This window comes from Peptoniphilus grossensis (assembly GCF_001940285.1).
Classification (GTDB): domain Bacteria; phylum Bacillota; class Clostridia; order Tissierellales; family Peptoniphilaceae; genus Peptoniphilus_A; species Peptoniphilus_A faecalis.
On record NZ_MJIH01000001.1, the window covers coordinates 200313 to 214566 of the forward strand.

Genomic DNA, 14254 nt, shown 5'->3' on the forward strand with positions numbered 1-14254 from the left:
ATCGACTTACTTATATAAGTTTGCCGATTTTTTGATCTTAAAAAATATCAGCCCAACCTATTAGGAGGAGCTGACACAAAACTTTTTACATTATATAATTTACATTTTATTTACTATATATTTCTTTCTTTTGAACCCTTTCCTTTTGCAATAATTTCTCCCTTTATTTCAAATTCTTTAACTTCGCCACCATCAATATTAAAACTTATAACTCCATCGCCCCTTGTTTCAATATTTTCTCCGACAAATAATTTTTCTATTATTGCACCTTCAAGCACGCTTATTCCGTCTGCTTTTAAAGTTTTTATAACGCCTTTTACAAGTGTTTCTCCTTCTCCACCAAAGGTTTCAACTGATTTAGTAATAGTGATTTCCCCTACTGGTTTTGAAAATTGCATACCAATGGATCCGTCTCCAACAGTTTTTATTGAATAAAATGTGGCATTATTTATAGTACCGTCGTATTGGTTGAATCCTCTGGCGCCTTTACCATAAGTTTCAATTGCTTTGTTTGCAAGGAACTTTTTAACTGTTCCAAAATTTACAAATCCGATACCACTTGAGCCATAGCTAATTACTTTTTCATTTGTTGTCCAATCATCCACAACTCCCCATACATCAAGAACCATATCGTTGTTTCCATATGTTTTAACAACTCCATTTGAAACAATTTTATTTGCATGAGCACCATAGACAATAAATATAGCACCTGTAATTAAATTAGGTTGACCCGTTGGAATCATTCCATTTGAATATATCTCTTTTGTTTCAAGTTCCTTTACTGTAACTTTTCCACCTTCGTCATTAAAGCCTGATATAAAAACTCCACTTCCAAAGACAGGTGAAAGTTCTCTTCCTATTTTTAATCCCTTAATATTTGCTGTTATTTCGCTATCTTTAGATGGATTAAAGTTATAAATTGTAAATGCTCCTTGGTATACAATTACGCCATATTTCATAGGTCTTTCTACAAATCCTCTTGCATCAGCAGCAACAATATCAAGGTTTTCAACATTTAAGTTTAAAAACTTATTGTTCCCTCTTGTAAGAATTTGAACTACACCTGTAACTGTAAGATCTTTTAGGGATATATCTTTTAAATCTTCTAATTCTGAATTTATAAAGATGGCTCTTTCCTTATGTGATGTTTGAATTGCAAGATTCTTAATCTCATTATCGCCTTCAAGTCCAATTCCTTCACCATTCATAAAACTTATAAGAACATCTTTATTTTTACCAACAAGTTTCTTTCCTTTTTTCAATGTGATTGAATTTGGAATTGTAAATGAATTATAAATTTCAATTAAATCTTCCTTTGAATTTAAAGCCCTTTGTAGTTCTACATAGTTTTTTACCTTCATAATCTACCTCCTGATTAAAAAAGAACGTCATTATATTCAAGTTTTTTTTCAAATTCTTTTTTTGCATATGGACATAGCGGAATAATTTTTACATTTTCTTTTCTTGCATTTTCAACTATCTTTTCTACAAGTTTTGAAGCATATCCTTTGCCTCTTAAACTTTCATCCACATATGTGTGATCTATAATCCATTTCGCATCTGAAGGTGAAAATGTAGACTCTCCAACAAGGTTGTCTTTCTCATCGTAAAGTGCCGCTCTATTTCTATTTTTTTCAAATTCTACTCTCATTATTTCTCCTTTATACTAATAAAAAACATCCTAATCTTAAAAATTTTAAACTCTTTTTAAATTATAAAAGTGAGCTTAAAACTCACTTCTATAATTTAATCGGCATTAAATTCAATTTTTTCCTTTATAAATGTTCCATTTCTAAGATCTTCATAAGCTTGTCTGATTTCTTTTGAAGTGTTCATTACAATAGGACCCGCCCATGCAACTTCTTCATTAAGTTTGTCAGAACTCATGAACAATACTTGTGCCTTATTGTCTCCATTTTTAATTGTTAACTTGTCGCCTTCTGATAGTTTTGCAGCTGTTTTTTCTTCTATATGTTCATCTCCAACATAAACATCTCCAATAAGTGTGAAAATCATGACTGATTTATTGTGATCTGTTTCAATTGTAAATTCTTTGTTTGGCTCCAAGTGAATATCATAATAATCAAGTGGCAAGTGTTCTCCCTCAAAACCACGATGTTCTTTGTAAGTTCCAGCAAGCAAGCGAATCATGCCACTATCAATATCAATTTCTTCAATCTCATCTCTATGAATCTTATTATAAGTTGGCTTACTCATTTTTTCCTTTTTTGGTAGATTTAGCCAAAGTTGAACACCAAGAAGTCTATCGGATGCTGGAACCATTTCCTCATGTTCAATCCCAGATCCTGAATTCATCCATTGAACCTCTCCATCGCCAATTCCATCTTCATTGCCAAGAGTGTCTTTGTGAACCATTTTTCCCTTGTAAAGATAGCTAACTGTTTCAATTCCTCTATGTGGATGCATTGGAAAACCTGCAGTATATTCCTCTGGATTTGTACTGTCAAAGGAGTCAAGCATTAAGATTGGATCGAAATCCTCCACAGTTTCATGCCCCAAAACTCTTACCAGGCTTACTCCTGCACCGTCTTTCGTTCTAAAACCTTGTACTTTTTTAATTACTTTTCTTTCCATATATACCTCCAATTTTCTTTAAAATTATGAGCAAATTTTCTTTTTCTTCTTCTGTTAACATTAAAAAAGACTCTTCTAACATTTCTGTATTTCTAACAACAACCCTTTCAATGACATCTCTTCCCTTGTCCTTTAGGTGTAAAATGCAAACTCTCTTGTCGCTTTCACAAGGAATTTTTTCGATATAATCAAGTTTTACCAAATTGTTTACAATAACAGAAATAGTTCCAACACTGCTTAAAATCTTTCTCATTACATTTCCAATGCTCATATCTCCCTTACTATAAAGAACTTCCAAAACTTCAAACTGTCCAAAGGTCAAACCTTCCTCCTGAGCAAGTTTCATGGTTTTCTTATCGATCTTATCAATGCATCTATGAAGTGCTACTATTAATTTTAACGAAATATCCATATACTCCCTCAATAATCTAACTGGATATATTGCCATCAAAAATAATTTAAAACAAATATCCTTTTCTTACAAAGTGAGCTTTATTAAATTAGCCTCTTATTTACTAAACAAAATTTTTGCAAATTCTTCTTTTGTTTCTTCCCTATTCCAATCTCTTTGAAGTTCACAAGCAAGTTGTGCGAAACTAATAAGTTTTGCTCCAGCTTGTTCCATACGTCTAAGTGCAGCTTTGTGTGCAACTTCACTTGTTCCTCCAACGGCATCTACTACAACATAGACCTCATACCCTTCCTTTAAAGCATCAAGTGCTGGAAAGCTAAGGCATGCCTCTGTCCAAAGTGCTGTCATAATAAGCTTCTTTCTTCCAGTTTTCTTTACAGCATCATAAAACTCCTCATCTTCCCAAGAATTTATTGTAGTTCTATCAACTGGTTCAATATCTGGGAAAACTTCTCCAATTTCTTTTATTTGAGGTTCATTTTCACCATTTTTTACATTAACTGTGCTTAAAACTGTTGGAAGTTTAAAAAGTTTCGCAAGCTTTGCAGTCTTTGTAATATTTTTTACAAGTTCTTCTTGATCCATACTTTTTATAGAACTAACTTGAATAGGTTGATAGTCTATTGCTATAAAAGCTGCGTTTTCTGGTGTTAGTAAATGATCGACTTTTTGATCTCTAATTTTTTTTGAATTCATAATATCCTCCTTGAATTTCACTAATTTAAATATTTATCATTTAAAGCATAAATTGCTTTTTTAATAACTTTTGCTAAAGCTTTTTAATTAATTTAAATAAATTGATACTTTTATTAATATAATTATTTTCTATTTATTAATTTTGCGTGCTCAACAAAACTAAGAACAGCCTTCTCTAAAAACTCTCTAGTTCCTTCTACCATTTTTTTGTCTTCATCAAAAAGATCTTGAACCTTTGATAGATAAACTTCTGGTTGTTGCATAGGAATCAAATCCACATAAATAAAGGATTGACGAAGTGCGTGATTTGCTGCCATCGCTCCAAATCCACCAATGGATGCACTAAAAACTGCTGCCGGCTTTTTCTTAAATCCACTGCCTTCTGGATCTCTTGATACTACATCGATTACATTTTTTATTGCAGGTGTGTAACTTCTGTTGTATTCTGGTGTGAAGAAAATAAAACCATCATATTTTTTTACCTCTTCTCTTATTTTTTAAAATTTTCATTTGGCTCGTCTTCGTCCAAATCTTGATTATATAGTGGAACATTTGAAATATCAATAATATTTGCTTCCACATCCTCTGGAAATAATTCCTTTGCTGTTAATGCTACCAACTTATTCCACGATTCTTTTCTTAAAGAACCTACAATTAATCCAATTTTCATAAAACCATCCTTAAATACATCTAATTAGATGTTTATTTTTTGTAAAAATTTTTAGCATGAATTTAAGTTTAATTTTTTAAAAGATCATGCTAAAACCTAGTAAAAAGTCTTTTAAAGACCTATTAAATTTCTTTTGTAGAAAGTTCTATAATATTTTGAACTTCCTCGTCATTTTCCATAGTTTCCATAAACTTCTTTAAATTTGGATATTCAGTCCAAGACTTTGGTGTCTTTGAAAGCCAACGGCTTAAAATATAAGCATAGGCATCAAGAACTGTTCTTTTATTCTTGTAAATATGAGTTTTTCCCTCAAGCATATTGTCCAAAATTATTGCAACGCTATCAATTTTTTTATATGCAGCTTCAACAACCTTCTCTAAATCTTTCTCATCTCTACTTGTTGTGTAATTTTTAGGGCCAAACATTGGCCAAAAAGCTGGATGATAGTCTGCAGACAAAAATGCTGAAATCTGATTAAATAAAAATTCGTCTTCAAGACCTTCGTCTGGTCCTAAATCTTTTTCTTTGTACTTATCTGCAATATATGATAATATTGCACCTGCTTGGGTTTTTATATTTCCATCTCCCATATCAAGAGCAGGAACCGCTCCAGAGGGATTGATCTTCTTGTATTCATAAGATCCCAACTTAACTCTTTCTGTCTCAAAATCTGCTCCTAACCAATGAAGAGCAATCCAAATGGATACAGCACATGTACCCGGTGCATAATAAAGCTTCATAAAATCCTCCTTTAAAATAAATCTAAATATAACTTCAAAAGTTTTTTAAATTCATTCTATAATTTTATACCCAAATATTAAAACAATAAACTCGTCAACATTAATATAACATCATAAGTTTAGATTCACAGGTTCATCTTTTTCTAATAGCTACCAATACTTTTCAAAATTAAATTGTTCTAATTAAATCAATGGTTGGTCTTTCTAGTATTCTCTTTAAGGAGAAATGATAGATAATTAGATTAATACCATAGACGACTAATGAAAATCCTAAGAAACTTTTATAGTCATAATATTTTATTAAAGTACTCATCCTTAAACTAGGGGCTACTAATGATATTATAAGCATTACAGCTAAACTCACCATAATAGAAATTATAAAGGATTTTACCTGTTCTCCAATAAATTCTTTTTGATAGATGTTCTTTAACTCATCTACGTCCATACCGCAAGAGTAAAGACTTCCGATTTCTTTTTTTCTGCTCATTAGACTTAAATTAATTGAAGAGTAGCCGTTGGTAATATTTAGTACAAAAATTATAAATCCAATACTTACCACTATTTTAATTAGAGCTTGTAAGCTTTTAAACTCTTTTTCTTCTAGCTCATCACCAGCAATAATATTAAATCTATCTTCAGGTGAAATTTGTTCCCTGATCATGGCTTCTACATATTCTTTTACATCTTTGGTATCCGAATCTTTTACCTTCATATTTAATGTATAAGCATAGTTTGTATATTTTTCATCTCCGGACTCTTCCATAAGTTTAAAATAAGTGTCAAAATCTGTATAAACTTTTACATCGAAGGGTCTTGTTTTCGACTTAAATTTCCCCAAATCTGTTATAGTCTTTGAAATTTTAATCGTCTTCTTATAATCATTTAAGTTAATATCTAAAGTCTGTGGGTTTTCGAAATAGGGAATCCTCTTTGCCTTGGCTATTGGAATAGAAGAATCTTCTTGAATTGTATTGTAGAGGACAAATTCACCCTTCTTTCCTCCAAGTTCTTTAAAGTCACTTTCTTCCAAGGCGATAATAAATCCATCCATACCCTCTGCCTTATATTTTTCTATATTCTTTTTCGCTTCCTCATCTAAACCAGCTGCCTTTGCTTCTTTTGAAAATTCATTTGTGTTTTCCACTTGAACATACTTATCTTTTGAAATATAAGACTTCTCGTTAGGAATTTTATCTACAATTTCTTTTAATATTTTTGGTACTTGATTCTTTTCACTAAAATAATAAACAGAGAAATTATAGCCATCATCGTAAAACAAAAAATCTCTGTAGTAACTTGAGATACCTATGATGATTATAAACACTGAAATAATTATTATTCCTATGGCAGAAATATATCTCTGTGATTTTATTGAAGCTAAGTTGTTGAGTTTTAATTCCTTCCAAAAATCTTTGGCTCTTTTCTTCTTTGATTTTGAAAAATCTATATTCCCTCTTATGCCGTCTATAATATTTATTTTAGAAATCTTTTTAGCAGGAGATTTAATAGCTAGTGCTACAATCACAAAGGAAACTACAAGTATTGCCAAACTTAATAAGGGATTAAATTTCATCACTTCAAAGGCACTTACTCCTTCACCTTTTGTTATGTTTTTATACAAACAATACATAAAGAAAAATCCTGCAGTATGTCCCAAAATTATTGGAATTGCAGTTATAACAAGTCCTTCCTTTAGAAGTAAGAGATAAATTTGTCCATTGGTAGATCCAATAGATTTATAGATGGAAAGCTCTCTAATCTTCCTTAGCCCCCAAACCCAAAATATGTTTTTTATAAAAAACACAAATATTGCTATGCATCCAATAACTGATAGAACAAGAACTGCCTTGCTCATTATGTTTTGTAAGGGTTCATTTTCTACTCCATAATAGTTCATAAGACTTTCAGAAAATTCTAAAGTAACATTTTTGTCCAAAGTCTGGTTGATTTCTGCTTGAATTTTATCTCTATTTTTGTAAGCTTCTTCAAATGAATGAAATTTTACAAAGGTTCTGAAGGTGACCATTTTATCTTGTAGCCCTAGAGCAAAACTTAGTTTACTGTACTTGTTGTAGACATCTCCGTAAACACCAACTAAAGTAAAGCTTTTAGAGCCTTGACTCTCAAATTTTTCCCTGTCAGTATTTGCACTTGTGGGACCTATCTCTTCACCATCCAGAAACCTTTTGCCCAAATCAAGTTCTAGCTTGTCGCCTATTTTAAGTTTATTTTTCTCTACGAGGCTTTCAGATAAAACAATTTCGTCTTCCTTTGTAGCAAATCTGCCTTCAATTAATCTTGAATACTCCCTCATCTTATTGATTGCTTGGTCTTGGTAGTTGATAACGACTAAATCGTCTGCAAGTTTTCCGTTGTCAGGATTAAGAGACATTTTTCCGACCAAATCTATATCTTCAATGGACTTTAGTTTTTCAATATCTTCATTTGAGAGTTCTTCTTTAATCTCCCCATGATAAAAACTTGAAGCCATGTAATAACCATAGTTAGCCCTCATATTTGTATATCCATAGTAAAAAATTACAGTAAAAAACAAACTTACAATAAATAAGGAAATAAAAATAGGGAAATTCTTCTTATTCATTTCTTTCATCTCCTACAATTTTTCCATCTACTATTGTAATAATACGGTTTGCTTGTAAGGCTATTTCTTCGTCATGGGTGATTAGAATAATCGTCTGTTTTAAGGTTTTGTTAAAATATTTGAAGATTTCTATAATTTCCTTAGAATTTTTTCTGTCTAAATTACCTGTTGGTTCATCCGCTAATATTATAGATGGATTGTAGATAAGACTTCTAGCTATGGCAACTCTTTGTTGTTGTCCTCCAGACAGTTCATTTGGGAAAGAATTGAGTTTCTTTTCTATGCCAAGTTTTGTTATGATGTCTAAAAAATCTTTCTCATTTACCTTTCTTTTATCAAGCTTTAAGGGAAGCTCTATATTATGTCCTACTGTTAAATTTGGTATTAGATTGTAAAACTGATAGATAAGTCCTACTTTTCTTCTCCTGAAATAAGCCAGTTCCTTTGAAGAATACTTTGAAATGTCGTTACCATCAATATAGACCTTGCCATCGTCTGGACTATCTACTCCACCTATGATATGTAGGAGGGTTGATTTACCAGACCCACTAGGGCCTACAATTGCAACAAATTCCCCTCTTTCAATCTGAAGGTCAATACCATCTAAGGCTACGACCTTATTATTTTCATCTCCATATTCTTTTCTTAAATTTTCAACTTTTAATATTTCCATACTTGCCTCCTATTCAAACTTGGAGCAAGCATATAAAAGTAAAGTGATTTTTAGGTGACATTGTAAAATTTAATTTCAAAACTTGCACCATCTTCAGTATTTCTTACAGAAATTTCTCCATTATTTTTTTCAGCAATTGATTTTGCCATGGCAAGACCTATGCCAAATCCATCAGAATCTGGTGTTTTATAAAAACGTTTAAATATTTTCCTCATGTTTTCTTTTTCAACTCCTCCACCATTGTCTGAAATTACTAAACTTGTGTAAAGCGGGTTTTTTGATGAGCTTATAAAAATTTTATTACAAGCCATTCTATTATTAGCATTTTTTAAGATATTTATAAGAGCTTCTGCTAACCAATAAAAATCACCACAAATTATATTTTCCTTTAATATATCTTGGGTTTCTAATATAATATCTTCCCTTAAAGTAAAATTATCCAAAGCATAGTCAACTAATTCTTGCAAGTTAAATTCCTCGCTTTTCATCATATCCTTATTTGCATCTAAACTCGAAAGTTTTAATAAAATATCAGCAAGAGAGTTTAATCTTAAAATTTGTCTTTTTAAAATCTCTATACTTTCCTTTTCTGGATATTCTAATTCTAGATTTTCAATAGAAAATAACATTCCAGTTATGGGGGTTTTTATTTGGTGGGCAATATCTTCTAGGTATTCTATTTGCTTTTCACTATTTTCAGTACTTATCTCTTTTGCCTCTACGATTTCTATAAATAGTTTGTAAATCTTATCCTCTAAAATTGAAAAATCGTCTTGCTTCATGGGAATTTTATAGTTCTGGTCTTTCATCTTATCGATTAAGTATATGATCTCATTTATTCTCTTTTTCTTTTTATTTTCTAAAATATAATAGAGAAATAAAAGACTAATTGTCCAAAATAAATATATCATCTTAATATCTCCTATATCTAATTTCTCTAAATATTGCTACAGATTATAATAAATTTTTTCTTAAATGTTAATCCAATATCTTCTTGTTATAACATTTCTTTTGATAAACTGTTTTTCACTTTATTTTCCAAAATTTCACCATTATTTTCTATTTTAATATATACTGTAAATACAACCAGCTATCAAAATTATAAATTTCAATCCATCCTATATCCTATTCCCCTAACTGTTGTTATTACTTCTCTATCTAGCTTTTCCCTTACTCTTTTAATAGTTGATGTTAGAGTATTGTCATTGACAAATCTATCCCTGTCTTCCCAAAACATTTCTAAAAGCTGCCCTCTAGTATAGACTCTATGGGGATTTTTAATAAATAGTAAAAGAATCTCATATTCAAGGGCTGTTAATTCTACTAGTTCTTCTTTAAAATAGACCTCTGATTTAATTAAATCTATTTTTATGTCTTTATATGTGATAAATTCATCTTCAGCTAAAGCAATAGTTCTAAGCACAGCATCAATTCTTGCTCTAAGCATAGCTAAAGAAAAGGGCTTGACTAAATAATCATCTGCCCCTTGATCTAGTGAGGCAATAATAAAATCTTCATCATTTTTTACTGTAGTAACTATTACTCTAATATCCTTTTTCTTTAGTTTTTTTATTAAATGATGACCATCTTTATCTGGAAGATTGATATCCAAAAGAGCTACATCTATGTCAACATTCATATTATAGATTGCTTCATAATATGAAGATGCAATATCCACTTCATAACCCTCATTAATTAAATATTTTTTCATTTGTAAAGCAATTTCTGCATTATCTTCAATAATTAAAATACTTTTCATTGATTACTCCCCTTATTTTATGAATAGAATTTTCTATTTATAAAATATAAATTGTCGATTAATAATTTATTTTACAATCTATAATTTTACTTATAGTATATCATTATAACTCATATTAAAAAACAGAAATTCTCATTAGAAAAAGGTTAAAATCAATCCTTTTTAGTAATTTATAAAGATTAAATTGTAAGATATAGTATAATATTATAGAAAAGTTAATTTCAGATAATTCAAAGAAATCTTTTAAAAATATATAATAAAAAATTAAGTTTAAAAAATTTATTTATAATTTGTGTATTTATTGATTTTTACAATAAAAAGAGGCTCAATAACATCGAGCCTCTTAAAATTGACATATAGTTTATTTTTCTTCAGAACGCACTACATAGCTTGCATATCTTTCTTTAGCATTCTCTTCTGCTACTTCATAAAGCTTTTCAGCTCTTTCAGGGAACAATTTCTTAAGTGAAGTGTATCTAACTTCTCCATCTAGGAAGTCTCTGAAAGGTTTTGTAGGTTCTTTAGAATCTAAGATAAATGGATTCTTTCCTTGAGATTTAAGTTCAGGGTTAAATCTGTATAGATGCCAATAACCAGTTTCTACAGCTTTCTTTTCTTCTTCTATTGAGAATCCCATTCCAACTCTAATTCCGTGATTTATACATGGTGCGTAAGCAATTATTAGTGATGGTCCATCATAAGCTTCAGCTTCTTTAATTGCCTTGAAAGCTTGGTTCTTATCTGCACCGAGAGCGATTTGTGCAACATATACATAACCATAAGTTGTAGCCATTAGTCCAAGATCCTTCTTCTTAGTTAACTTTCCAGCTGCGGCAAATTGAGCAATTGCTGCTGTTGGAGTCGCCTTAGATGCTTGTCCACCCGTGTTTGAATATACCTCAGTATCAAGAACCAATACATTGATATTTTCACCTGATGCGAGAACATGGTCTAGTCCACCGTATCCTATGTCATATGCCCAACCATCTCCACCAATGATCCATTGACTCTTTTTAATTAAGAATCTTTCAAGACTTTGTAATGTTTCAATGATATCATCAGCCTTTTCATTTCCAAATTTTTTATCAAGAATCTTTAATACATTTGCACTTGCGGCTTTAGAAGTCTTATAATCATCCTTGCCTTCAATCCATGCATTAAATGCATCATTTGCATCTTTATCTACATTAAGTTCAATAAATTCTTTCATTAGATTTTCAATTCTATTTCTAGTTTGTTCTTGAGATACTGCCATACCATATCCGTATTCAGCATTATCTTCAAATAATGAGTTAGCCCAAGATGGTCCATTTCCACAATCGTCTGTGCAATATGGCATTGATGGTGCAGAACCGCCCCAGATTGATGAACATCCTGTTGCATTTGCAATACTCATTCTATCTCCAAATAATTGAGTAACAAGTTTTACATATGGAGTTTCTCCACAACCTGCACAAGCTCCAGAGAATTCAAGATATGGAGTTTGGAATTGAGAATTTTTAAAGTTATTTGGTTCAATATTCTCTTCTTTTGATTTAATATGTTCAGAAGCATATTCCCAGTTAGCTGCTTGTACATCTATTTCATTTTCAAAAGGTGACATTACAAGTGCTTTTTCTTTAGCAGGACAAACTTGAGCACAATTTCCACAACCAGTACAATCTAGAGGTGAAATTTGCATTCTATATTCGTAATTTTCAAGTCCCTTTCCTATTGCTTTTTTAGTTTCAAAGCCTTCAGGTGCATTTGCCATTTCTTCTTTATCAGCTAAAAATGGTCTTATAACTGCATGAGGACATACTAGTGAACATTGATTACATTGAATACAGTTTTCAATCTTCCAGTGAGGAACATTTACAGCAATTCCTCTCTTTTCATAACGGCTCGTTCCAGATGGAAATGTTCCATCAGGCATATCAACAAAAGTAGAAACTGGAAGGTCGTTACCTTCTTGTCTATTCATTGGAATGAGAATATTGTTGATAAAGTCAGGTGCTCCATCAATTTTAAAGTCCTTAGTAGTATCAGCATCTTTCCAAGAATCTTTTACCTTGATTTTCTTTAATGCATCTATTCCACGATCTACTGCGGCATAATTCATATTAACAATATCGTCGCCCTTAGCACCGTAATCTTTTACAATTGCTTCTTTAAGAAGTTTAACGGCTTCGTCAAGTGGAAGTACTTGGGATAGTTTAAAGAATGCGGATTGCATTACCATATTAGTTCTTCCGCCAAGTCCAACTTCTGCAGCAATTTTAGTAGCATTAATTGTATAAAACTCAATTTCATTGTCTGCTATATATTTTTTCATATAACCTGGAAGATGTTCATCAAGTTCTTCTTCATTCCAAATAGTATTTAGTAAAAATTTACCGCCCTTTTTAAGTCCTCTCAATAAGTCATAAGAATATACATAGGATTGTTTTGAACAAGAAATAAAATCAGTCTTAGTTAATAAATAAGTTGAAGTGATTTTATTTTTACCAAATCTCAAGTGAGACATTGTAACTCCACCAGATTTTTTGGAGTCATAGTCAAAGTAACCTTGAGCATACATGTCAGTGTTATCTCCAATAATTTTTATTGCTGATTTATTTGCACCAACAGTACCATCAGATCCAAATCCCCAGAATTTACATCTAATAGTTCCCTCTGGTTCAGTTGTAATTTCTTCTTTTATTGGTAGTGATTTGTTTGTCACATCATCAATTATACCAATTGTAAAGTCATTCTTAGGTTTATCTTCTTTAAGGTTGTCAAAAACTGAAAGAATATCTGTTGGATTAGTGTCTTTTGATCCAAGACCATAAATACCACCAACTATAAGTGGCTTTTTGTCTGATTCATAGAAGGCATCTCTAATATCCAAGTATAGAGGTTGTCCAGCTGCTCCTTTTTCTTTAGTTCTATCAAGAACTGCAATTCTTTCAACAGTTTCAGGAATTGCTTTCATTAAGTGTTCAATTGAAAAAGGTCTATATAGGTGAACTTTAACAAGTCCTGTCTTTTCTCCTCTTGCATTTAGATAATCTACAACTTCTTCAATTGTTTCTGTAACTGAACCCATTGCTACGATAATGTTAGTCGCATCTTTAGCTCCATAATAGTTAAATAAGCTGTATTCTCTTCCTGTTAATTTAGAAATTTCTTTCATATAATCTTCAGTAATGCCAACTATTTTTGTGTAGTATTCATTTGAAGCTTCAATTTCTTGGAAATAAATATCAGGATTTTGAGCAGTACCCCTTATTTGAGGTCCCTTTGGGTTTAAAGCTCTTTCTTTAAATTCTTTAATTGCTTCTTTATCAACAAGTTTTTCTAAATCTTCATAATTAAGTACTTCAATTTTTTGAACTTCGTGAGATGTTCTAAATCCATCAAAGAAGTGAACAAAAGGAACTCTACCTTTAATTGCAGACAAGTGAGCAACACCAGCTAAATCCATTGCTTCTTGAACTGATCCAGATGCAAGAAGTGCAAATCCTGATGCTCTAGCTGCCATAACGTCTTGATGATCGCCAAAGATTGATAGTGCATGAGAGGCTAGTGCTCTTGCTGCTACGTGGAAAACTCCTGGAAGTAATTCTCCTGCAATCTTATACATATTAGGTAGCATAAGTAATAAACCTTGAGATGCTGTGTAAGTAGAAGTGAGTGATCCAGCTTGTAGGGCACCATGAACAGCCCCTGCCGCTCCTCCTTCTGATTGTAACTCCTTAACCAATACTTCTTGTCCGAAAATATTTTTTCTTCCTTGAGAAGCCCAAGCATCAATGTGCTCTGCCATTGGAGATGATGGAGTTATTGGGTAAATACAAGCAACGTCCGAAAACGCATAGGCTACATGAGCAGCTGCTTCATTACCATCCATTGTTTTAAATGTTTTAGCCATATTATCCTCCCGTGATTAATAATATAAATATAAACTAACTATACTCTTTATATTATAGAACTTAATTTAATAAATTTCAATAATATTGTTAATAAATGGGCGTGAATAATTGAAAATAGCGGACTGCGAAAGGTGTTTCACATTGTGGAAATATATATTTTTTTAATTTATTTATTTATTATTAATAAAAATAAATAAAAGAGCTAATATCT

The 14254-nt window shown here is 31.3% G+C and carries 13 protein-coding genes; all 13 read right to left on the minus strand.

Features of this window, described 5'->3' with window-relative positions; translation table 11 throughout:
• Positions 1-113: 113 nt before the first annotated feature.
• The 13 genes from BIV18_RS00995 to nifJ all read right to left on the minus strand — a co-directional run bounded on the left by BIV18_RS00995 (position 114) and on the right by nifJ (position 14042).
• Entirely contained in the window at positions 114-1361 is a 1248-nt protein-coding gene (locus BIV18_RS00995) for a hypothetical protein (RefSeq protein WP_083635512.1), read from the minus strand.
• A gap of 14 nt (positions 1362-1375) precedes the next feature.
• Positions 1376-1651: a GNAT family N-acetyltransferase gene (locus BIV18_RS01000; protein WP_075658846.1), complete on the minus strand. Its 276-nt coding sequence runs from the start codon at positions 1649-1651 to the stop codon at positions 1376-1378.
• A gap of 95 nt (positions 1652-1746) precedes the next feature.
• A complete protein-coding gene (locus tag BIV18_RS01005) occupies positions 1747-2595 on the minus strand; it encodes a pirin family protein (RefSeq protein WP_075658848.1) in 849 nt (282 codons plus the stop codon).
• Positions 2576-3007: a MarR family winged helix-turn-helix transcriptional regulator gene (locus tag BIV18_RS01010; RefSeq protein ID WP_075658850.1), complete on the minus strand. Its 432-nt coding sequence runs from the start codon at positions 3005-3007 to the stop codon at positions 2576-2578. The genes BIV18_RS01005 and BIV18_RS01010 overlap by 20 nt, the downstream gene beginning before the upstream one ends.
• Before the next feature lie 96 nt (positions 3008-3103).
• Entirely contained in the window at positions 3104-3703 is a 600-nt protein-coding gene (locus BIV18_RS01015) for a hydrolase (protein WP_075658852.1), read from the minus strand.
• Positions 3704-3825: 122 nt separating this feature from the next.
• Positions 3826-4197, minus strand: a complete 372-nt coding sequence (locus BIV18_RS11190; RefSeq protein ID WP_328585302.1) for an NADPH-dependent FMN reductase — start codon at positions 4195-4197, stop codon at positions 3826-3828.
• A complete protein-coding gene (locus BIV18_RS11195; RefSeq protein WP_268875138.1) occupies positions 4194-4373 on the minus strand; it encodes an NADPH-dependent FMN reductase in 180 nt (59 codons plus the stop codon). The genes BIV18_RS11190 and BIV18_RS11195 overlap by 4 nt, the downstream gene beginning before the upstream one ends.
• A 122-nt stretch (positions 4374-4495) precedes the next feature.
• Positions 4496-5113 carry a glutathione S-transferase family protein gene (locus tag BIV18_RS01025; protein WP_075658854.1) on the minus strand — a complete coding sequence of 206 codons (618 nt, stop codon included), beginning with the start codon at positions 5111-5113 and terminating at the stop codon, positions 4496-4498.
• 169 nt (positions 5114-5282) lie between these two features.
• Positions 5283-7715: an ABC transporter permease gene (locus tag BIV18_RS01030; protein WP_075658856.1), complete on the minus strand. Its 2433-nt coding sequence runs from the start codon at positions 7713-7715 to the stop codon at positions 5283-5285.
• Positions 7708-8388: an ABC transporter ATP-binding protein gene (locus BIV18_RS01035; RefSeq protein WP_075658858.1), complete on the minus strand. Its 681-nt coding sequence runs from the start codon at positions 8386-8388 to the stop codon at positions 7708-7710. The genes BIV18_RS01030 and BIV18_RS01035 overlap by 8 nt, the downstream gene beginning before the upstream one ends.
• Before the next feature lie 50 nt (positions 8389-8438).
• Positions 8439-9299 carry a sensor histidine kinase gene (locus tag BIV18_RS01040; RefSeq protein WP_075658860.1) on the minus strand — a complete coding sequence of 287 codons (861 nt, stop codon included), beginning with the start codon at positions 9297-9299 and terminating at the stop codon, positions 8439-8441.
• A gap of 197 nt (positions 9300-9496) precedes the next feature.
• Positions 9497-10147, minus strand: coding sequence for a response regulator transcription factor (locus tag BIV18_RS01045; protein ID WP_075658862.1), 651 nt, complete (start codon positions 10145-10147; stop codon positions 9497-9499).
• A gap of 361 nt (positions 10148-10508) precedes the next feature.
• A complete protein-coding gene (gene nifJ, locus BIV18_RS01050; protein WP_075658864.1) occupies positions 10509-14042 on the minus strand; it encodes a pyruvate:ferredoxin (flavodoxin) oxidoreductase in 3534 nt (1177 codons plus the stop codon).
• Positions 14043-14254 lie beyond the last annotated feature (212 nt).